At 53.5% G+C, this 22,391-nt stretch carries 15 protein-coding genes; 4 read left to right on the top strand and 11 right to left on the bottom strand.

All coding sequences use genetic code 11. The features are described from left to right. Positions 1-66 precede the first annotated feature (66 nt). From I8J30_RS05115 to I8J30_RS05145, 7 genes are all read right to left on the bottom strand, one after another. The gene (locus I8J30_RS05115) at positions 67-3,645 is read right to left on the bottom strand and encodes a cell division protein ZapA (protein WP_210655944.1); all 3,579 of its coding nucleotides are present in this window, start codon (positions 3,643-3,645) and stop codon (positions 67-69) included. 199 nt (positions 3,646-3,844) lie between these two features. Further along, entirely contained in the window at positions 3,845-6,289 is a 2,445-nt protein-coding gene (gene pheT / locus I8J30_RS05120) for a phenylalanine--tRNA ligase subunit beta (protein WP_210655946.1), read from the bottom strand. Between the two features lie 16 nt (positions 6,290-6,305). Beyond that, the gene (pheS, locus tag I8J30_RS05125; protein ID WP_091213012.1) at positions 6,306-7,337 is read right to left on the bottom strand and encodes a phenylalanine--tRNA ligase subunit alpha; all 1,032 of its coding nucleotides are present in this window, start codon (positions 7,335-7,337) and stop codon (positions 6,306-6,308) included. A 1,106-nt stretch (positions 7,338-8,443) separates the two neighbouring features. Further along, positions 8,444-9,211 (bottom strand): YcnI family copper-binding membrane protein, encoded by a 768-nt coding sequence (locus tag I8J30_RS05130; protein ID WP_210655948.1) that lies wholly within the window; start codon positions 9,209-9,211, stop codon positions 8,444-8,446. 119 nt (positions 9,212-9,330) lie between these two features. Beyond that, positions 9,331-10,050 carry a response regulator gene (locus I8J30_RS05135; protein WP_210655951.1) on the bottom strand — a complete coding sequence of 240 codons (720 nt, stop codon included), beginning with the start codon at positions 10,048-10,050 and terminating at the stop codon, positions 9,331-9,333. 1 nt (position 10,051) lies between these two features. Next, positions 10,052-10,921, bottom strand: coding sequence for a sensor histidine kinase (locus I8J30_RS05140; protein WP_210655952.1), 870 nt, complete (start codon positions 10,919-10,921; stop codon positions 10,052-10,054). Positions 10,922-10,944: 23 nt separating this feature from the next. Further along, entirely contained in the window at positions 10,945-12,594 is a 1,650-nt protein-coding gene (locus tag I8J30_RS05145; RefSeq protein WP_210655954.1) for a copper resistance CopC/CopD family protein, read from the bottom strand. A 445-nt stretch (positions 12,595-13,039) separates the two neighbouring features. Between I8J30_RS05145 and I8J30_RS05150 the strand changes: the two genes are divergently transcribed. The 4 genes from I8J30_RS05150 (at position 13,040) to I8J30_RS05165 (ending at position 18,335) form a co-directional block, all read left to right on the top strand. Continuing rightward, on the top strand, positions 13,040-15,265 hold the full coding sequence (locus I8J30_RS05150) for a ribonucleoside-diphosphate reductase subunit alpha (RefSeq protein WP_091213000.1): 2,226 nt from the start codon (positions 13,040-13,042) through the stop codon (positions 15,263-15,265). A gap of 145 nt (positions 15,266-15,410) precedes the next feature. Further along, entirely contained in the window at positions 15,411-16,448 is a 1,038-nt protein-coding gene (locus I8J30_RS05155; protein ID WP_090977289.1) for a ribonucleotide-diphosphate reductase subunit beta, read from the top strand. Between the two features lie 139 nt (positions 16,449-16,587). Further along, a complete protein-coding gene (locus I8J30_RS05160) occupies positions 16,588-17,460 on the top strand; it encodes an AraC family transcriptional regulator (RefSeq protein WP_210655956.1) in 873 nt (290 codons plus the stop codon). A 140-nt stretch (positions 17,461-17,600) separates the two neighbouring features. Continuing rightward, positions 17,601-18,335 carry a hypothetical protein gene (locus tag I8J30_RS05165; protein WP_210655959.1) on the top strand — a complete coding sequence of 245 codons (735 nt, stop codon included), beginning with the start codon at positions 17,601-17,603 and terminating at the stop codon, positions 18,333-18,335. A 13-nt stretch (positions 18,336-18,348) separates the two neighbouring features. Here the strand turns inward: I8J30_RS05165 and I8J30_RS05170 are convergent, their stop codons facing one another. The 4 genes from I8J30_RS05170 to I8J30_RS05185 form a co-directional block, all read right to left on the bottom strand. Further along, positions 18,349-18,756: a gamma-glutamylcyclotransferase family protein gene (locus I8J30_RS05170; protein WP_210655961.1), complete on the bottom strand. Its 408-nt coding sequence runs from the start codon at positions 18,754-18,756 to the stop codon at positions 18,349-18,351. Between the two features lie 32 nt (positions 18,757-18,788). Beyond that, complete coding sequence (locus I8J30_RS05175; RefSeq protein ID WP_210655963.1) at positions 18,789-20,918, bottom strand: putative bifunctional diguanylate cyclase/phosphodiesterase; 2,130 nt, start codon at positions 20,916-20,918, stop codon at positions 18,789-18,791. A 107-nt stretch (positions 20,919-21,025) separates the two neighbouring features. After that, entirely contained in the window at positions 21,026-21,847 is an 822-nt protein-coding gene (locus I8J30_RS05180) for a LamB/YcsF family protein (protein WP_276316072.1), read from the bottom strand. A gap of 4 nt (positions 21,848-21,851) precedes the next feature. Continuing rightward, a partial coding sequence (locus I8J30_RS05185) for a 5-oxoprolinase subunit C family protein (protein ID WP_476703946.1) occupies positions 21,852-22,391 on the bottom strand: 540 nt, incomplete at its 5' end.

The following is a 22,391-nucleotide window of genomic DNA, read 5'->3' on the forward strand; positions in this document are numbered from 1 at the left end:
GGGCTGTGCTGCACGCGAGTTTCGATATCGAAACCGGCGTACCGCACAGCCCTCTTCTCTATTCGACTAGCTGTCAGCGAGAAGCTCAATCCATTCATTGTACTCCGTCTGAAGCTTCGAGTATTCAATCTTGAGCTTGCCATGTTCGATTTGAAGCTGATCATGGGTTGCTCGCAGCTCGTTGACTGAGACAAGTGAGGCTTCCAGCTCTTCGAGTCTTAAGCTGATCTGCTTGGCTTGCGCCTTCGCTTTCTCCGCTTCTTCCTCGCTCAAGAGGAGCTGCTCCAGCAAGCCTGCTTCCGCTTCGGCATGCGCCGCAGCTTGCTGCTTGGCCAGCGTAATCTCCGAGTCCGCTGCATGCACTTGATCCATCAGCTTCACGTGGGCTTCGTCCGCGATCCGTTCCGCTTCGGCCATTTGCTGCCGCGCCTCGCGCATCAAGTCAGCCGCGCGATCTTCTGCCGCTCGCAAACGATCTGCCAGCTGTTCGTTCCGCTCCTCAAGCTGTTTCGCTTCGCGCATAATGCGCTCATGCTGTTCTTCAAGCATCAACTGTCCCAGCTGGCTTTCTTCCACTGCCTTCTGCGCTGCCTTCAACTCGCCGCGCAGTTCATTCAGCTGCTCTTCTTGCTGCTGAATGGCCGCGCTGCGACGGTTTTCCTTCTGTTCCTGATCGGCGAGCCATTGCTCCGCTTGTTCCGCTCTGCTCTCATGTTCACGCAGTTCCTGTTCAAGACGTGCCACCTTGGAACGAAGTGCCTCGCCCTCTTCTGCCGCTTCCAGCTCGAGCAGCTCAGCCTTCTCTTGTTCCTCGGCAAGCTGATCTTGCATGGCACGCAGTTCCTTGCGCATTTCATCAAGCTGCGCAGCGAGCTGATCGCGCTCTTGCTGCCAGGCGTTCTCGCGGTTCTGTTGCTCCGCAGTGAGCGTGAGATAACGGCTTTCGGCTTCCGCACGGCTGGCTTCAAGCTCCCGCTTGTAGGCGGCTGTAATGGAAGCTGCTTCCGCTTCGCCTTCTTGTAGCGCCTGATCAAGCAGGAATTGCGCGGTCGCCCGCTCCTGCTCCAGCAATGCGGCTGCTGCTGCTTGCTCCCGCTCAAGTAGGGCAGCTGCATCCGTTTGCACCTGTTGGAGCTCTTCGAGAGCAGCTTGGCTTTGCTGTGCCAGCTTCGCCTCGGCGATAGCGGCATGCTCCGCAGCGCGCTCGGCCTCGCCTCGCATCCGTTCTAAACGCTCGCGAGCTACCTGGCGAATCCGTTCCACATCCGCCTCGGCTGCGATACGCACCTGCTCGATCCGAGATTGCATCTCCAATCTCGTCTCTTCCAGCTGCCCGGCTGCCGCTTCCGCGGTTGCTTCCTGCAGTGACCGTTCCTTCTGCAGCTCTTCTTGATGGATCGCATGCAGCTGCTTCAGTTCGACTGCTGTATATTCTCGCTCCTGAGCAAGCTCTGCTTGCGCAGCTTCACGCACTTGCTCCAGCTGCGCTTCCATTGCGAATTTCGTGCGCTCCAGCTCCTCGCGCGCCTCAATAACTGCAAGCGACTGCGATTCCACTTCCAGCTCCAGCGTCAGCTGCAGCTCCTCAAGCTCTGCGCGATGAGCGTCGCGCAGCTGTGTAAGCTTAGCTTCAGCGGCTTCGCGTTCACTTGCCAGCTGCGCTTCCACTGCTTCGAGCTCGCCTGTCAGCTTGGCAACGGCTGCTTCACGTTCGGCATGCAGTTGAACTTCTGCGGCTGCGCGCTCGCTAGCCAGCTGCGCTTCCACAGCTTCAAGTTCGCTAGCCAGCTTAACTGCGGCTTCTTCACGTTCAGCATGCAGCTGCGCTTCTGCGGCTGCACGTTCGCTTGCCAGCTTCGCCTCCACTGTTTCGAGCTCACTGGTCAGCACTGCTTCCATCGCTTCAAGCTCGCTGGCCAGTTTTGCCGCTGCCGCTTCACGTTCAGCCTGCAGATTCGCTTCCGCGGCCTCGCGTTCAATTGCCAGCTTCGCTTCCATTGCTTCGAGTTCGCTAACCAGCTTAGCTTCCATAGCTTCGAGTTCTCTTGACAGCTTAGCCGCTGCCGCTTCACGTTCAGCTTGCAGATTCGCTTCCGCGGCCTCGCGCTCGCTGGCCAGCTTCTCTTCAGCCGCTTGAATCGTTTGCTCCATCCGGCCTTGCAGGGTCGAGCTAACCAGCTCCAGCTCTTCATGGGCCGCTTCTTGCTCGCGATCGAACTCTTCCTGCAATTGCTCGAGTGCTTTACGCGAAGCTTCTCTTACCTCTTCCAGTTCCGCGACGAACTCCGTGCGTACACGCTCCAGCTCTGCTTGCGAAGCGGACTGCTCACTTTCACGTTCAGCAGTCAACTCCACCCATACCCGCTCAAGCTCTGCTTGCGAAGCATCCAATTCACTTGCATGTTTCGCTTCCAGCTCTGTTCTCGCCTGCGTAAACGCAGCACGAGCTGATTCCAGTTCGCTTGTTAGTTTCGCCGCCCACTCCGCACTCACACGCGCAAGTTCCACTTGCGCTGCTTCCTGCTCGAATGATATCTCTGCCAGAAGCTCTGCTTTTGTTCGCTCGAGCTGCTCATTGGAAGCTATTTGCTCGCTTTCCAGCTTCGCATTCAGTTCCTGCTGTACTCGAGCCAGTTCCGCTTGGGCTGCGATTTGCTCGCTTTCCAGCTTCGCATTCAGCTCCTGCTGTACTCGAGCCAGTTCCGCTTGGGCTGCAGCATTCTCGTTCGCGCGTTCTTCTTGCAACAGAGCCAGCTCTAAACGCGCTGTCTCTTGTGCTTCCTCACGTTCCGCGATCAGCTCCGCTCTTAACCGCTCAAGCTCAGCCCGCGCTTCCGCTTGCTCACGCGCAAGCTCCGCTTTCAATCGCTCGATCTCTGCTCGCGAACCCTCTTGCTCGATCTCGCGCTCCGCCTGTACGCGCAGTTGCTCCGCAAGCGCGGCCTCCTGCTCGCTCGCCAGCTTCGCTTCCGCTGCGCCAACCGCTTGCTCCAAGCGCCCTTGCAGCATCGCGCTTGTCCGCTCCAGCTCCTCGCGCGCATCTTCAATCGCCGCTTCCGCTTCCTCCCGCTCCGCGGCCAGCGCCGCCTCCGATCTCTCCAGCTCCGCGAACAGCGCTTCCTCCGCTCTCAATCGCTCCGCAGCAAGCACCGCTTCCGCATTCGACCGCTCCGCAGCCAGCGTCGCTTCCGCACTCGACCGCTCCGCAGCCAGCGTCGCTTCCGCACTTGCCTGCGCCGCAGCAAGCGCCGCTTTCGCATTCGACCGCTCCGCGACTAGCGCCGCCTCCGCACTCGCCAGTGCCGCTTCCGCGCTCACGCGTTCAGCCTCGAGCTGGCCGTGCAGCGTGTCCACAATCAGCTTCACCTGCTCCAGCTCCGCTACAGCCGCTTTGCGGCGCTCCTCGGTCTCGTGCATCCGCTCATTTTCGACACGCAATCTAAACACATCTTCAGCCATATGTACTGCGGCAAGCATAGCGATCTTAGGCATATCCAGTCGCGGATACCCCTTCGCCAGCTTATTCATATTCTCGTCAACAAGCGCGGCAATGCGCTTGATATAGTCGGGGTTATTGTGACCGGTTAATTTAAACTGATTTCCATATATATCAACAGTTACACGTGTCCGATCGGCAGCGTTCATGAGGGCATGTCCTCCTATAGGTTCAAGGGTGAAAAATGAGTTCAATGCGACAATCGTTGCCTTCTTCCACTTCTAAAGCATTCCGGGCAAGCCTTACTGTACATGCTTCTCCATGCCGATAATCCGGCAAAATAGAATAAAGCCGCACCGAGATTTGTTCGCAAGGAACTAATTCGATGCGGCAAAGGTCAACTCCTGCCTATTTACGCAATTCCGCTGCAAAAGATTGTTCCAATTTTGTTACAACCTCTGCATGACGCTCCGTTACTTCTTCATCCGTCAAAGTACGCTCTGCATGACGGTAGACGAGTGATAGGGCGACGCTCTTTTTATCAGCGCCAAGCTTCTCTCCGGTAAAGATATCAAAGATGCGAACCGACTCCAGCAATGCGCCGGCTGTCTCTTGAACGGCATCGATCAACTTGCCTGCTGCCACATCCCGGCTGAGCACAACTGCGATATCACGTTCCATAGCCGGATAACGAGGCAACGCCTTATATACGATGTCAAAATCAGCCGCAGCGTAAAGCGGCGCCAGCTCGATTTCGAGAACATACGTATCCGCCAGATCATGATCGATCTGAGTAGTCGGGTGCAATTGGCCCAAGTAGCCAATGGTTTGCGCACCGCGCTCGCTTTGGAATACAACCGCTGCCGTACGGCCCGGGTGCATATGCTCCGGGTGAGCGGCTTCATAGCTAATGGAGCCGCTAACGCCAAGCACTTCCGCGAGCGTTTCGAGAATGCCTTTCAGATCGTAGAAATCGTAAGCTTCCGCTTTACGGTTCCACTCCGTTACATTCTTGTTGCCGGTAAGCAGAACGGCAAGACGGTGCTTCTCATGAGGCAAACGAGTAAGTGCCTCTTCATCCGTATGGAAGACGCTGCCGATCTCAAAAATCGCTACGTCGTCGTTTTTACGATTGCGGTTGTACGCGGCTGTTTCCAGCAATTGCGGAAGCAGGCTGGTACGCAGTACACTGCGGTCCTCGCTCATTGGAAGCGCGAGTCGAACAGGGAACAAATCCGCTCCGGCCAGAGCCGGGAACAGCTTCGTGCGATCCGGATGAGTGAAGGAGTAGCTGATTACCTCGTGAAGGCCGGCATCCGTCAGACGTTTGCGCAGCTCGCGGCGAATCGCCTGCGGCTTCGTCAATGCTCCCGGCGTTGCAGCGCCTTCGATTGCCGTCGTCGGGATATTGTCATAACCGAACAACCGCGCAACCTCTTCAATCAAATCCACATCGCGTGTAATGTCGCCGCGTCTGGATGGAACACTTACAGTAAATACCCCATCAGTCGACAATTCAAACGGGAATTGCAGACGGCCGAAAATCGTTTCGATTTCGAGCTTCGCGAGCTCTGTCCCGAGGTAACGGTTGATTTTGTCGATCGATACGCTGATTACGGCTTCTTTCGGTTGTTCGGTCAGCTCTTCCACGATGCCTTCAAGCACGTGGCCGCTTGCATATTTCGCCATTAGCGAAGCAGCGCGATCCAGCGCAGGTACAACACGAGCCGGGTCAACGCCTTTCTCGAAACGAACGCTCGATTCCGAACGCAAGCCGACTTGACGCGAGGTTTTGCGAATCGTTCCGCCATCGAAACGAGCCGATTCCAGCAAAATATTTACCGTCGAAGCGGTTACTTCCGAGTTTGCGCCGCCCATAACGCCTGCAAGGGCCAGCGGCTCTTGACCGTTCGTGATGACCAGCATATGCGGCTCCAGCTTGCGGTCCTGACCATCAAGCGTAGTCAACACTTCGCCTTCGTTGGCCATACGGACAACAATGCGTCCGCCTTCGACTTTATCCGCGTCGAAAGCGTGCAGCGGTTGGCCGTACTCCAGCATGACAAAGTTCGTGATATCGACTACGTTGCTGATCGGACGAATGCCGGCAGCCATCAGACGATTCTGCATCCACTGCGGCGAAGGGCCGATTTGAACGCCTTTAATATAACGCGCCGAGTAGTGCGAGCATTGTTCCTTCGCTTCGATGCGAACCGATACATGGGCGGAAGCTTGCTCCACCGAATCGTTCACGTGATTGTCCGGCAGCTTCACGCTGCGGCCTGTCAATGCACCGATTTCATAGGCAACGCCAAGCATGCTCAGGCAATCCGAACGGTTTGGCGTCAAATCAAGCTCCAGCACCTCATCGTCGATACCGAGCACATCCAGAATCGATGCGCCGATCGGCGTGCCTTCCGGCAGGACAAGGATCCCTTCTTGCTGTTCTTTAGGCAGAAGCTTCTCGTTAAGACCAAGCTCCTTCGCGGAACAGATCATGCCTTGGGATTCTACGCCGCGCAGCTTTGCCCGTTTAATCGCAAAATCCCCCAGCAATACTGCGCCGATTGTCGCAACCGGAACCAGCTGTCCTGCAGCTACGTTCTTGGCGCCGCACACGATTTGCAGTACTTCCGGTCCGCCCACGTCAAGCGTACAAACGCTCAGTTTATCCGCATCGGGATGTTTCTCGCGTGTCAGCACATGACCGACAACTACGCCTGTAACACCTTTGTTGCGGGATTCGACGACATCGATTTCAATGCCTCCGCTTGTCATAAGCTCTGCCAGCTGATCGCCGGTATAGCCGTTTAACTCGATATATTCGCTCAACCATTTATAAGATACGTTCATCGTTATTGCCTCCTTCTCACATTCGGACAAACTGGCTCAGGAAGCGCAGATCGTTCGTATAAAAATGACGGATGTCGTCAATGCCGTATTTCAGCAGCGCAATACGTTCTACGCCCATGCCGAATGCGAAGCCGCTCACTTCATTCGGATCGTAGCCGCCCATCTCAAGCACGCGCGGGTGAACCATGCCGCAGCCCAAAATCTCGAGCCAGCCGGTTTGCTTACACATCCGGCAGCCATGGCCGCCGCACTGTACGCAAGTTACGTCAACCTCTGCGCTTGGCTCCGTGAACGGGAAGAAGCTCGGACGAAGACGGATTTGCGCTTGTTTGCCGAACATCAGCTGAACGAATTGAAGCAGCGTGCCTTTGAGATCGCTCATGCGGATGTTGGGTCCGATGACAAGTCCTTCGATCTGGTTGAACTGGAACGAATGCGTCGCGTCGTCATCATCGCGGCGGTAAACTTTACCCGGACAAATGACTTTGACCGGCTTGCCGTTCATCGCTTTCATCGTGCGAACCTGTACCGGCGAAGTGTGCGTACGCATAAGGATGTCGTCGGTTACATAGAACGAATCCTGCATGTCGCGAGCAGGGTGATCCTTCGGCAGGTTCAATGCTTCGAAATTGTAGTAGTCGGATTCAACCTCCGGACCTTCAGCGATCGTGTAACCAAGACCGATGAATACATCCTCGATTTCTTGTGCGACTTTATTGAGCGGATGAACCGCACCTGCGGCTTGTTTCTTGCCCGGCAGCGTAACGTCGATCGTTTCCGCGCGAAGGCGGTTCGCCGTTTCGGCTTGCTGGAACACCGCTTGCTTCGTTTCAATGACTTCTTCGATTGCGGCGCGCACTTCATTACCGACTTGCCCGATAACCGGACGCTCTTCGGCGCTTAGGGAACCCATGCCGCGGAGAATTTCCGTCAGCGCGCCTTTCTTGCCCAGGTATTTTACACGCAGATCATTCAATTGCTGCGGACCGTCTACCTGCTGCAGCTCCTGCAGCGCCTCGACCCGCAATGCTTCCAAACGCTCTTTCATTCCATCCAGCCCCTTCTTTAACCAAATAACCTCACTCATGTTTACAGATGCTAATCCCATTTCTGAAAACAAAAAAACGGCTCCTTCTCCCCGTAAGGGACGAAAGAACCGTGTTACCACCCTAATTCAAATTGCCGCAGCCTAATAATAAGCGAGGCAATTCCTCAAAGTCCGAATATCGGCCGGAACCCGGTACTCCCTACCTTATGCGGCACATGGCCGTACACCTTCAAGAGTCTGCTCGGAAGGGAACTTCGGCAGCCTGATTTCCTAAAGACGCTCTCAATCTACGGCGTCTTCTCCCTGTCAAGAAAGCACTGCGTACTCTTCTTCCTCATCGCGTTAACGTATATAACCTATATTATACAAAGTTTTCATACCCTTTCGCAAGGGCGGATTGACTCCCCTTGCATCAATCCTTTTCTTCTTACTCCGAAAGTTCCTAGGCCGCCTCCTTGTCCCCTATTTAACCCAATTGTGATCACAACCACCAAACTAACCTCATTCCACCCTCCGCCGCCTCCGAAAGTTCCATTTTGAGACTCTCAGTGGCAAAACCGCCAAATTTCTGCGCTGAGAGTTCCATATTCGAACTCTCAGCCAACTAACTAACCCCACTCCACCCTCCGCCGCATCCCAAAGTTCCATTTTGAGACTCTCACCGGCAAAACCGCCAAACTTCTGCGCTGAGAGTTCCATATTCGAACTCTCAGCCAACTAACTCACCCCACTTCACCCTCCGTCGCATCCGAGCGCCGATTTTCTGTGCTGAGAGTAGGAAAACCCGTCTCTCAATCTCCTATCTAACCCCATCTCCCGCTCGGCCGAAGCCGAAAGTCGGATTACACGACTCTCACCGGCAAAACCGCCGATTTTCTGCGCTGAAAGTCGGAAAATCCGTCTCTCAATCACCAATCTAACTCCATCTCCCGCTAGGCCGAAGCCGAAAGTCGGATTACACGACTCTCAGCAGCCAAAGCGCCGTTTTTCTACGCTGAGAGTCGGAAACCCCGTCTCTCAATCACATGATCCGCTCTCAACGCGGGCACGCAAAAAAAACGGACTCACCGGCGCTTGCACACCGTTGAGTCCGCCTCATTCACTTCTTAACGCTGTCTCTTGCGCGAAACAGCGACGCCCAGCGCTGCCGCCGCTAATGCTACTGCAACGATCGACAGCGTACGGTTCAGCGTGTCCGAGCCGCTGTCGGCCTTGTCGGTCGAAGCGTTTTCTTGAGCAGCTGCCGCGCTGTTATCCGCTGTTTCCGGCGTCCCCGCTTCGTTGCCGGCATTCGTAGACGACGCATTGCCCGTACCTTCTGAGCCGGATGACGTTCCCGTATTCGGATCCGTGCCTACGGAACCACTACTGCCGCCGCCATGTCCGTCACCTTCGCCCGAAGCCGCAGTGACCGTTGTTACCGAAGCCGGATAATCCGCGCCGTCACCGCCGACCCACTCCACAACGGAGTTGTCGCTGTAGGTTTGGTACGCTTTCCATATCAACTGCTTCGCATCGGCGGCGACTTTACCCGATACGCGGAATTCGGTGAATTCCGTTTGCGCCAAGCCATCGCCTTCAGCTGTCCAAGTAATGGATGCAATATCTTTGGTATCTGCGTTTTGCTCGAGCTCGTATTTCCAGCCCGCCTTCGGCTCAACGCGGCTAATCTTCACGCCATCAGGCACTTTGACTTTCACGATCTTCGTCGTCACGTTCTCCTTCTCGCTCGGAACGCGTACGGAGAACACCTCATAACTGTTCTGAGCTGCTTCCTTTGGCCAGACCGTTACGTGCGCGCTTGCCACGCCTGCAAAAAGGAACATCGCAATCAGCGTCATGCCCAGCACAGGCCATTTCTTTATTCTTTTCATCTTATACCCTCCTGCTCTCATCTTTATAGGAGCAGTATAACGTAACGCGCCGGATCCGCCATGACTCGTTCGAGCTATACGATTGTTACAGGTTTGTGTCTTGGCTTGTCAACCCAAAGCTACTCTTTAGCCAGCCCCTTCTCCAGCGCATACCGGGTAAGCTGAACCCGATTCTCGAGATGCAGCTTTTGCAAAATATTTTTCAAATGGTTCTTTACCGTATGCTCGGAAATCCCGAAGCTCTCGGCAATTTGCCGATTGGAACCGCCGAACGCCACTCGCTCCAGCACCTCGCGTTCCCGCTGCGTCAATGCCGTATGCGCTGCAGCCTGCTCCGTAATCGCTGTATTGTCAACGCGAGCGACCTCAGCCTCAGTAGCTTTGCCCCCGCCTGCCAACCCCGAACTCCCCCCGTTAAACTCCTGCAGCATGCGAAAAGCAAGCTCCTTGGACAACGGGGCCTCATCCACGGCAACAGCGCGCAAATATTCCAGCCATGCCGATGGCGACAGGTTCTTCAGCAGATAACCCTGCGCCCCGCGTTTGATCGCTTCGAACAGGTCGGAGATATCGTCCGATACGGTCACCATGATGATTTTGATGCGCGGGTCGATCGTCTTGATGCGCTGCGTCGCTTCCATGCCGTTCATCACCGGCATGTTGATGTCCATCAGCACCAAATCGGGCACCAGCGAAGCCGCAAGCATGACCGCTTGTTCGCCGTTTGCCGCTTCTCCTACTATAGAAAAGGATTCGTCGCCGCTGAGGATATCTCGCATTCCTTCACGTCCATGCGGATGGTCATCGACGATCAGCACCGTTATATGTGTCTCGCTCATCTCAGCGCTCCGCCTCCTTAATCACTTCAACGATGGTTCCCTTAGCCGGCAACGCACCATCCGCATCTGCGGAATCTCTCGCACGAACCCCAAACTGCCAGCCCATCGCTTTGGCACGATCCTGCATCATCCGAATGCCGTATCGCCCTTTTGCCATAAGCTGAGCCGGCTCAGCTCCCGTTCCGTCATCCTCGATGGTGCAGCGAAAGCCGCTGCCGCCTTCCGAGTCCGGCCGTGCATGCACCGCCAAGCAAGAAGCATTCGCATGCTTGCGCACATTCAGCATCGCCTCGCGAACGATCGCGAGCAGCTCCACCTTTTCCTTGCTGCTTAACCTGCCTTCGGCAAGCTGCCAATTCAGCTCGACCGCAAGGCCGCCGCGCTCCAGCTCCTCCGCCATTTCGCGAACCGCCTGCATCCATTGCACATCGGTTCGCGAAGGCTCGCTGCGAAGCGAAGCAATCGACTGCCGTACATCCTCATACACATGCCGCACCGTGCGCCTTAGCTGCTGCGCCGTCTCCTTGACTGCTTCATTGTCCTTCGCCTGTTCCAGCTTATCCAGCTTCACGGATAACAGGAATAGGGACTGGGAGATGCCGTCGTGCAGCTCGCGGGCAAGCTGCTCTCGTTCCATGAACGCTGCTTTTGCCGCTTTCGCCTGCTGCAGCGATTCGTTGGTGCTCTCCAGCATCCGAAAAAGCTTAATAAGGAGCGTTGCCGTTACGGTCATTACAATGACAGGCGCGAGCGCATTGCCAAGATCCATCGAAACATAGGGGAGGAGAAACGCATGCCGCAAATATTCCCACAGCGCTATCGTTAACGTCGGCGTCCACAAAATGAACCACTTGATCCGTTTATATGTCATTTTGCCGACCCCTTTCCCCTCCATTAATAATTCCGGAACTCCACCTTCTGCACTTGCTCGTTATCATCCTTATCGAGCACGCGGATTTCGGCCTGCCAGCGCCCCGCGAACGGAACGAACGGTCCCTCTGCTTTATATGCAGCCTTCACATAGCCGTCAAAGGTAGTAATTTCAGTATCCTCGAAAAGCTTGATCGGCACTTGAATCGGGCCAAGCTCCTTCTGATCCAACGCAAACAAGCGCATCGTTACGGATTTCGGGGCGCCTACCGCATCAGGCAGCCACACCTTCACAATAAACTGATTATCGCCCGGCTTATTCGGCGTAATCCGCAATGACAGATGCATGGTGTCGCCCATCTTGTGATAAACAACCGGTTCATTCGCCGGCAGTGGGCTTATATAGGTAAAGAGTGCTGCCGATAGAATGATAAGAGCCATCAGCGCAGCATCTGCGCGAAGCAGCACGGTTGTCGGCAGATTGCCTCTGCGTACGCGCAGATGAAGAATGCCGCCGACGATGAGGACGAGCAGAACGAATCCGGTCTTGACCAGCAGAATCGTTCCCCAGGCCGTGTAGAACAAATAGTGAAGGGAAGGCAGGAACAGCAAGGTCATGCCAATTCCCGACAAGATGAGCAGTGCAAGCGACAGCAGCGCCGCACTGGAGAACAACACGGCGAAACGCCCTGCTTCCTTGCGATCCGCCAGCCAAAGCAAACCAAGCAGGATCAATCCGCCTACCCAGATGGCTGCAGCAGCCAGATGGACAAAATCAAACATGACCGATGCTGTTTTCGGAGCGAATACGGCTGCATGACCGCTCCAGCTCTCAATCGCAAGTATAAGCAGCGCCCAAATGGTCTTCAGAACGGCAGGGAAACGGACGATAATAAATCCGAGAAGCACCAGCACGAGAAGCGCAATCCATTCCCGTCCAATGTTCGTCTGCAAGAAAAGCTTGCTATATTCATCCCTTGGATACCCGGTCAATATCTCGCGTGCGTGAACGAAAATATACACGAGAATACCAACCAAGAGTGTCCGCAAGGCAATCTGTTCCCATTTTCGCTGGAGGTCCGGAAGCAGTTTCCCGCGTCCTCGCGTTAGTAACGGCCACAGCATTAGACCTGCTGCCCAGAGCAATGACCCATAATAAACGATACGGGCAGCGTAAATAATAAATTGTCCTGTCGTCAGCTGGGTAGTCGCGCTGTGCCCTTCGTGACCGAGCTCTTTGTGGGGATCAAATGTGGCTGCATCTACGCCTTCCCGAGGATTTCCTACAATAAAGACGTAAGATCCGCTAACCGGATGGCCATCCTCGGAAATGACGGAATAAGACACGGTGTACACGCCTTCTCCGAGCGAAGGAAGCGGCAATATCAGCGAGCGATGGTCCTTGCTGGCTTGCGCGGTTACGCTCGTGACGGGTCGAGATTTGGAATCGAGTACTTCAATGGCTCCGACTTTAGCCTCGATGGATTCGTTAAAACTCAGCTCAACCGACTTCGGACTCTGTTCATATTTGACGTTAGCCTCCGGTTCGGATCGTTCAAGCTCAGCGTGCGCGGAAGCCATGCCCGGGATGCTGATCAGTGCCAGGCACATCCAGATGCACAGGACTAAGGCTTGTATTGCGGAATGGGATTTATATCGAATACGGCGGTTCATGGTGTCGTGTAGTCACGTCCTCTCCTTTAGATATGAACAATAAACTCAGAATAAGTGTACTAAAGCTGATGGGCGAACACCAACGAAAAATCCAAACGTTGTTTGAACAACTTTACAAGGGTAAACACGGCTCCGCATATCCCTATTATTGTCACCACACGGTCCCTACAGTTAGTGCTATAATTAGTATCCGCAATTCATATAGTACTCACTTTTTTATATTAGCTACGTTTATAGAACTAGCTGTCCCGATCGATAAAAAATGCCGCAGCTATACGTTTTCATGGGATTTTCACCCCTAAAAACAGTAGTAACGGTATGGCTGGATGTCGAATAGTATAACTTGACAACCACTATATATTGGTGTAATTTAGGGAAGTACTAACAACATATTGTGTATTAGAGGTTGTCAGACGACATCCTTCGACAAGGAGTGGCTCTGCTCGTGGATATTATTAAGAGGAACGGTCAGAAAGAAGAATTAATCTTTTCAAAGCTTAAGAAGGTTATCGATTTCTCGTGTGTCGGCTATAACGACTGCGATCCGCTTGAGCTGGAAACTGCTTTACTTCCTTATTTCCGCAACAACATTACAACTAAAGAAATTCAGCGTACACTCACACAGGTTGCGGTAGAAAAAACAAGCATCGAACAGCCGAACTGGCAGTACGTTGCAGCCAAACTTCTTGTGTACGATCTTTATAAAGAATCTGCAATCAATCGCAAATACGGCTATTTCGGCTACGGAGACTTCTACTCTCTGATTACGTATTTGACAGACAAAGGGCTTTACGGGAGCTACATACTAGAGTACTACACCCGTGATGAAATCCGTGAGCTCGGCAATTACATCGTGCCTGAACGCGACTACTTGTTCAACTACATCGGTCTCAAAACGCTTGCGGACCGCTACTTGATCAAGAGCTTCAGCGGAGACGTGCTTGAGCTTCCGCAAGAATTGTTCATGGGCGTGGCGATGCATCTGGCTATGAAAGAAGATGACAAGCTCGCTTGGGCACGCAAGTTCTACGATGTGCTTAGCCGTCTTCAAATGACGGTTGCAACGCCTACTCTTGCAAATGCACGCAAACCGTTCCACCAGCTTTCCAGCTGCTTCATCGATACAGTGCCGGATAACCTGTGGGGCATTTACAATGTAGATTCCAGCTTCGCGCAAGTGTCCAAATTCGGCGGCGGCATGGGCATCTACATCGGTAAAGTGCGCAGCCGCGGCTCCAACATCCGCGGATACAAAGGCGTTGCCGGCGGCGTAGTCCCTTGGATCAAGAACTACAACAACACGGCGGTTGCCGTTGACCAGCTCGGCGTTCGTTCCGGTGCAGTCGCGGTTTACCTCGACGTATGGCATAAAGATATTTTCGACTTCCTTAATCTTAAAACAAACAACGGCGATGACCGGATGAAAGCACATGACATCTTCCCAGGTGTCTGTATTCCTGACTTGTTCATGCGCAAAGTGCAAGAGCGTGACTCCTGGTTCCTATTCGATCCTCACGAAGTACGCAGCTACATGGGCTGGGCGCTCGAGGATTCATGGGGCGATGAGTGGGAGCGTCGTTATGAAGAGTGCGTGAATAACCCTGCGCTTTCCCGTGACGAAGTACCGGCTATCGACATCATGAAGAAGATTCTTGCAAGCTCCTTCGAGACAGGCACACCTTTCGTGTTCTACCGCGATACGGTAAACCGCGCGAACCCGAATAAACATAAAGGCATCATTTATTGTTCTAACCTTTGTACGGAAATTTGCCAGAACATGAGCCCGACTGAATACATCACGACAACTCATGAAGACGGCGTGATTACAACGCAAGTGAAAAGCGGCGACTATGTCGTGTGTAACCTCTCTTCCCTTAACCTTGGCCGTTCCAGAACGAAAGAGGAAATCGAAGAGGTTGTCACTTGCCAAATGCGGATGATGGATAACGTTATCGACCTGAACCATTACCCGATCCCGCAAGCGGAAATCACGAATCAGAAGTACCGTGCGGTCGGCCTTGGCACGAGCGGTTATCACCAATGGCTTGCTCTGAACGGCATTGCATGGGAATCCGAAGAGCATTTGGATCGTGCTGACGAGCTGTATGAGTGGATCAACTACTGTGCAGTCAAAGCTTCGATGGAAATCGCCAAAGAAAAAGGCGCTTACCGCGTATTTGAAGGCAGTGAATGGCAGACGGGAGAATTTTTCGATTCCCGCGGTTATGATGCGCCGCACTGGCAGAAACTGAAGAAGGATGTAGCCGAACACGGCGTCCGTAACGCATGGATGTTCGCAATTGCGCCTACAGCCTCCACTTCCTTGATCGCCGGTTCCACTGCAGGTATTGACCCGATCTTCAACAAATTCTTCGTCGAAGAGAAGAAGAATGCGGTCATCCCGCAAACGGCGCCTAACCTGAACGAAGAAACGTTCTGGTTCTACAAAGAAGCGCATCACATCGATCAACACTGGAGCATCCGCGCAGCGGGCCGCCGTCAGCGCCATATCGATCAAGCGCAATCGTTTAACCTGTATATCACGCCGGATTACACGGCGAAGGAATTTATGGATCTGTACATGGCAGCTTGGGAGAACGGCCTCAAAACCGTTTACTATTGCCGCAACAAGAGCCTTGAAGTTGAAGATTGCGTAAGCTGCAGCGCTTAAGAAGCCGTTGAATGATGGTGGCCCGCAGGGTCGGAAGAAGTCGGCAATCGCTGTTTTCGACTCGACCTCCGGGCTTCCATTCTCGGCAGTTCTTAACACGATTGCAGCTTATTTTAGGAAAGTACAGAAGGAGGCAGCCCATTTAATGGATCTGCAAAAGAAAAAATTATTTAACGAAGAAGGCGATCGCGATTGGGGCATGCGTCGCATGATTGGCGGAAATACGACCAATCTGATTGAGCTTAACAATGTGAAATATGACTGGGCAACGAAGATGTACCGTACGATGATGAATAACTTCTGGATTCCGGAAGAGATTCCGCTTGCTCAGGATGCCAAAGATTACAGAAACCTGTCGCTCTCCGAGCGTAACAGCTACGATAAAATTATCAGCTTCCTCATCTTCTTGGATTCGCTTCAAACGGCAAACCTGCCGAACGTAAACGAATATATTACGGCGCCTGAGGTAAACCTGTGCCTAACGGTTCATACTTTCCAGGAAGCCGTTCACAGCCAATCTTATTCCTATATTCTAGACAGCGTGGTTTCTCCGGAAGTACGCGATCAAATTTATAACCTGTGGCGCGAGGACAAGAACCTCTTGAAACGGAATCGGTTCATCACCGACCTGTACGAGAACTTCATTGCTAATCCGTCATCGCAGAATCTAATCAAAACGATTATGGCGAATTATATCCTAGAAGGTATCTACTTCTACAGCGGATTCAGCTTCTTCTATGCGCTTGGCCGACAAGGCAAAATGCTCGGTACCGTTTCTGAGATCAAATATATTCAGCGCGATGAATTGACTCACTTAGCGTTGTTCCAAGGTATTTTCCGTGAAGTTCGCAAAGAAAATCCGGAGCTGTTTACGCCGGTTCTGATCGAAGAGCTTCGCCAAATGATGCGCACAGCTGTTGAGCATGAAATCGAATGGGGTCAATACATTACGAACAACACCATTCCGGGCCTCACGGATGAAATCATCGAGAAGTACATCAAGTTCCTCTCCAATGAACGTCTGCGCAAGCTGAATCTCGATATTCTGTATCCGGAAATCGTCGAGCATCCAATGAAATGGGTGGAAAGCTTCAGCAATATGAACGGGATGAAAACCGATTTCTTCGAGCAGAAAGTAACCAACTACAGCAAATCGTCCAACCTAAACTGGGGCGATCTGTAAGTTTAATATCAAGGAAGCTCAAGCCCTCTCCACTCGTGAGGCTTGGGCTTTTTTTTCATGTGAGGTGCAGTTCAGGATATGGCCGAGTCATGATACAATAGGGATAAGGGCAGGACATGCAGCGGGGAGTGAATCGAGGTTGGATGCAGCCATACAGCAGCTAATGAGCGAGTTACAGCCATTCATCCGCGTAGGACATCACTATCAGTTCCCCTATGAGCGCAACGAGTTCGAGTACGGCCGCTTCGGATACTGTTATGCCTTTCATCTCGTGGATGGAGGCAGAGGCAGGATTACGATTGACGGGCAATCCTACCCGCTGAAGAAAGGCGATCTGATCTATTTGCCGCCGCAGCTGATGCATTCCTTCTACACCGATGATGAGCATCAATTAGCAACTTATAATCTGTATTTTGAGCTTTGGAATGAGAAGCCGCGATCAACCGAGCATCACTTGTATTGGCATCCGGCTGATCTATTGCCGGAGCTGGTGACAACCGTGCGAGAGAACATCGTACTGGATACATTGCCGCATCTCTATCCTTTGCAGCATCATACGATCTTGATGGATGTGTTCGCCCATATTGTGAAGCAGCATCAACAGCAGCGCGAATACGGGCATCAGATCGCACATAGTCTGCTCAAAGCGTTTATGCTGGAGTTCATCCAGATTGCCGGCGAGAGCTGGCACAGCGACTACCGAATGAAAGCGATTATGCACCGTATCGACAAAGAGGCGCATGCAGGATCGAATTATACGAGCTGGCTGGCACAAAGCGGGCTTCAGAAGACGAGATTCCACTCGCTCTTCAAGCAAACCGCCGGCATCTCTCCGAAAGCCTATTGGAGCCGTGCTGTCATGAAGCAAGCAGCAGCCGCACTTTGGGAGAGCAATCGCTCCATTACGGCAATTGCTTCGGATTTAGGCTATGCCTCCATTCATCATTTCACGAAACAATTTACCGCCTACTATGGCGTGTCACCTTCACAATATCGCAAACGCAAAGAGTAAGGTAAGTAGGGGAATACTGCCGGCACCTATGTCTACGACCTAAGTCCAGTTCCGGCACTGGACTTGCGCCCGTTCTCGAATAGCCGTGCTTCCCAGTAAACTAAAACAAGTTCATTCCGTGGAAATGGGGGAAACCGAATATGTCCACACCCGTTTATGTCATCAATGCAGCAATGGCTGTTCTCTTACTTTTGCTGTCTCTTTTTGCGGGGCTTACAACAGGGAGCATGGCCTTCCGGCGTACGACGCACAGTCTAAGACGTACTGCCATCCTAACGCTAGCCCTGCTTTGCTCCATGACACTTCTGGCCTTAGCCAAAATGATCATGCTGATTGCGACGTATTCCTACCGCAACTGGTTTGTGCTCGATAATGCTCTGATGTTCTTCGCGCTCATTATGCTTCCAACTGCAGCCATCGCCTTCTATTCCGTCTCCAGGCTGCTTAATCTGGCTCGACTTACCGTGAAGCACCCGAATGATGTCGTGAGCCGTACAAAGCGTCGTGCGGCGTCTGAAGTCGCACTGGTCGTCCCGATTCAAGTATTGGTCATCGAAGCGTTCCTGTATGCGTCCATTAACGTATTTCCGCTCGGCATGGCTTACCGGAAGCAGATGATTACCGTTGGCCTCATTATCCTTGCTGCTCCGTTACTGCTCATCTGGCGCCAATCCATTCGACGCAGACGGATCCACCGCGATGACGGGACGGCTGTCATTCACAAAATAAAACGCGTGATCGTTTTTACAATGGCTTGCTTGGTGCTCGCCTTCGGTATTATCCATACGTTTAACAACGCAAAAACGCTCAGCAGGACGACTGAGCGTAATTTATCCTTACGTATATCGATGTCAATTCCCGCAACGAACGAGTAATCGCATCTGTTGGTCAGCCCCGCTTGCGGGCGTAGAAGTCAGGCCAATAGTCTTCCGCGATTGGCGGGCAGCCTCTCGGCGTATCCCATACATAAACCCACCCGCTTTGCTCCGGCTGATGCATGTCGGTTACCCAGACCCGATCGTAATCGTTCTCCTCTTCGATCCCTGCGAACTGCTCCAGTTCATCCATACGTTTCAAGCCTTGCTCATTCACGACAATCCACATTCCCCGAACACTGGCACCACTTGTGAAAGCTGCGGCATCCCGCAGCATTGCCGGGTAAGGTCCGTAATCAACCAGCCTGCCTTGAATGACGCCCGGCACAGCAGATTGAATAAATCCGGCACATACCTGATGATTGCTATGGCCCGGCAAGAGCGAGCCATAGATAAAAACCGTTGCAAGCCGTTGCTGCATAGGTGAACACTCCTCTTAAGCTTCTTAAGAGCTTAAGCCGTCTGACTACTGCGATGTCTGTACCAGTTCTCGAACAAATTCGCCGGAATCGGCTTGGTGAAGTAGAAGCCTTGTGCTTCCTCGCAGTTGCGTTCACGCAGAAACTTAATCTGTTCGTCATTCTCTACGCCTTCGGCTGTCACTTTAAGCTTTAAATTTTTGGCCATCGTTGTAATGGTCGCAACAATGGCCGCGTCGCTGCCGCCTTGCGCCAAATCGCTGACGAATGAGCGGTCAATCTTCAGCTTATCGATGGGGAATCGTTTGAGCGAGATCAGCGAGCTGTAGCCCGTACCGAAATCATCGATGCTGATCTGCACGCCTATCTCCTTCAAGCTGGTCAGCGTATCGCTGGCGAACTCCACGTCACTGGTCATACTCTCCGTAATCTCCAGCTCCAAATACTTCGGCGGCATACCCGTTGAATCCAATATGCCTTTTATCCGTTCCGCCAGCTGATGCTGTCTAAATTGCCGCATGGACAAGTTCACGGACATCATCATTGGCGGCAAGCCTGCTTCCTGCCAAGCAACGTTCTGTTTGCAGGCGGCCTTGAGCACCCACTCGCCAAGCTGAAGAATAAGTCCGTTCTCTTCCGTGAGCGGAATAAAATCGCCCGGCGGCAGCAATCCCCGCTGCGGATGATTCCAGCGAACTAACGCCTCAACGCCTATTACTTTGCCCGTACTCAAATTGACGAGCGGCTGATAAGCCAGCGTGAACTGTTCCTGATCAATTGCGCGCCGCAGATCGCTTTCCAGCCTCAAACGATCATGCGACTTCCGATTCATCTCCGGATCGTAGCTGGAGAATTCATTGCGATGCGCTTTGGCGCAGTACATCGCCGTATCCGCGTTCTTGAGCAGCACCTCGACGCTTTCGCCATCTTGCGGGTAGAAGGAAATGCCCAGACTAATCGTAATATGATATTCCGCTTCGCCAAGCACGAACGGTGCATCGAAGAGCCCCATCAATGCTTTGGCTCTTGTGTCTACCAGCTCCGTCTCCGTATCCTTAATGTCCGGCATTAAGACGACAAACTCGTCTCCTCCCATGCGGAACACGTGATTCGATTTGCCGGCTGCCAGCCGCAGCCGCTGGGAAACGGCCTGCAGCATCTGATCGCCGAAGGAATGACCAAGCGCATCATTAAAGGTTTTGAACCTGTCGATATCAAGCAGAAATACTGCGAGCTTATGGTTACTCTGCTGCGCGCGCACCAGCTCCGCATTTAGCTGCTCCTGCAGCTGGCGCCGGTTGGATAACCCGGTTAGCTCGTCATGATAAGCCAAAAAATTGATGCGTGATTCCGTCCGTTTCTGCTGCTTGAACGGCTCTTCAAGTGTAACGTAATAGATTCCCTTCATCAGGAAGTAGAACCCGGCCAATTTATAGACATGCCCCAGGAGCATATCCGTGTCAACGACGCCGGCGCTTAAGATGAACTGCAAATTGGCGAACAAGAAGAAAACAAGCGATTGTATGATGGTTAGCAGCGCTTGCGGCCGTTCATTGCGATTCAGATAAAGCACCATGCCGATTGTACTCAAGTAGGAGAAAATGATGACGAAATAAACAAGTACGCGCAGCAGCTCGAGCGATTCGCCCGCAAGCACGGCAATACCTGACTGATCCGCCATCGCAAAGTAGGCGAATCCTACAGCGGTTGCAAAACCAAGGGAGATCAACATGGCCGGGAGCCGTTTCCTTGCCGAAACCGGTGCATCATTCTTGCGGAATATGATAAACAACCCGACAGAACCTATGAACTGGGCAGACATGGAGAACAGGGCGGATAATGTTGTTTCTCCAACGGGATGGAAGAACGGCATTCCTTCTGCTGTAAGTCCATGAAGCATGTCGAACACACCGACTGCGCCGAATAGTGCCGCTGTATAGAGCCTATGCTTCGACAATGACTTGACGAAGAACAGCCAGCCTAACACCAGCATGGTGAAGCTCACTGCATAACTGATAAATTCGATGCCGGAATGCACGAACAAATAAGCTCGGTCCGCAATCGGCCGATAGAGTTCGCTATGAAAAACCCGCATCAATATAAAGCTGAAGATGGCGGCACAAGCCGTCCACATCGTTATTTTTTCCGCCCTATTTATAGACATGTTGTCTTGATGTCCTCCTTCAACAAAGAAAGCCGATGCTGTCTGCATGCCCATGTGATGATGTTCGAAAGTTACGAGCAGAGCAGTATCTTCTCGAAAGCTGCAAGTTACCTACGCGGTGTCGGCGGCTGAAGAGCGATTCCCGCCGCTTCCAAGCCTTTACGCAGCGCAGCGGCAAATTCTCCTGCGCGCTGCCCGTCGCCATGGAGACATACCGTGTCTCCTTGAATAACGATCTCTTTGCCTTCGATTGTCCTTGCCGTCCCCGTCGTAATGATGCTAAGCGTCTGGAGCAGCGCTTCTTCGGCGGAGGCCAGCGTCGCCCCCTGCCGATTTCGGGGAGTAAGAGTTCCATCCGCTTGATAAGAACGGTCTGCGAAGATCTCGGAAGCCGATTGCATGTTGTGCTTATTCGCTGCCGTAAGGAGCTCGCTCCCCCATTGTCCATATATGATAAGGGAAGGATCGAACACGCTCACCGCGCGTACGAATGCGTCCGCAAGCTCTTCGCTTCGCCCTGCCATATGATAGAGCGCGCCGTGCGGCTTCACATGACGCAAGCTGACGCCGGCCGCACGAACGAATGCATCTAACGCGCCGATCTGGTAGAGTGTCATGTCAAAGACTTCCTGCGCGCTGACCGCCATCTCGCGCCGTCCGAAACCAAGTCGATCCGGCAAGCCGGGATGCGCGCCGATGGCCGCTCCGGCCTCTGCCGCGCGATAAACGGCCTCACGCATCGCATGCGGATCACCGGCATGGAAGCCGCAGGCAATGTTCACCGAAGTCACATGCGCCAGCAGCTCTGTATCTTGTCCAAACGTATAAACGCCGTAGCTTTCGCCAAAATCGCAGTTCAGATCGATCCCTCGCTGCGACTGCGATAAATCGTGGATAGTAGTCATATCGGCTTTTGGCGGTCCTTTCATGATCCTATAATAATTTCCAGCTCGGTTTCTGGCATATTGCGAGAACCGCAGCGAGCTGCCGCATGCCGCGTTCTTGCTCTCTATCCCTGTGCTGGGCTTCAGCCAGCGTCACTTCTTCGAAGGTGATATAATCGCCCGGCTTGCACTGCGCGAGCAGCGGCAGGTCGGCGGTGATGACATGCGCCAGCTTCGGATAGCCGCCGGTCGTCTGGCAGTCCGCGCCGAGAACGATCGGCGCGCCGCCGCGCGGCACCTGTATCGTGCCGGCGATGACGCCGTGGGACAGCAGTTCTTCGCTGTCCTCCATGGGGAGCGGGGGTCCATCCAGGCGGACCCCCATCCGGTCTGATGCGGGAGCTACGCGATAGCGCTCCCGCATGAACGCCATACGGGCCGCTTCGCGGAATTGCCCGTACTCGGCGCCCGGCATCACGCGCAGCCGGATGCCGGCGGGGGTTGCGCTGCCGCGCAGCAGCGCCGGCGGCGGCGCGAACCAGCCCGGGGCCGCCCAGCTGCGGCGGCCCCGGCCCTGCGGCGCTGCCGC

This window comes from Paenibacillus lignilyticus (assembly GCF_017942085.1).
Taxonomy (GTDB): domain Bacteria; phylum Bacillota; class Bacilli; order Paenibacillales; family Paenibacillaceae; genus Paenibacillus_Z; species Paenibacillus_Z lignilyticus.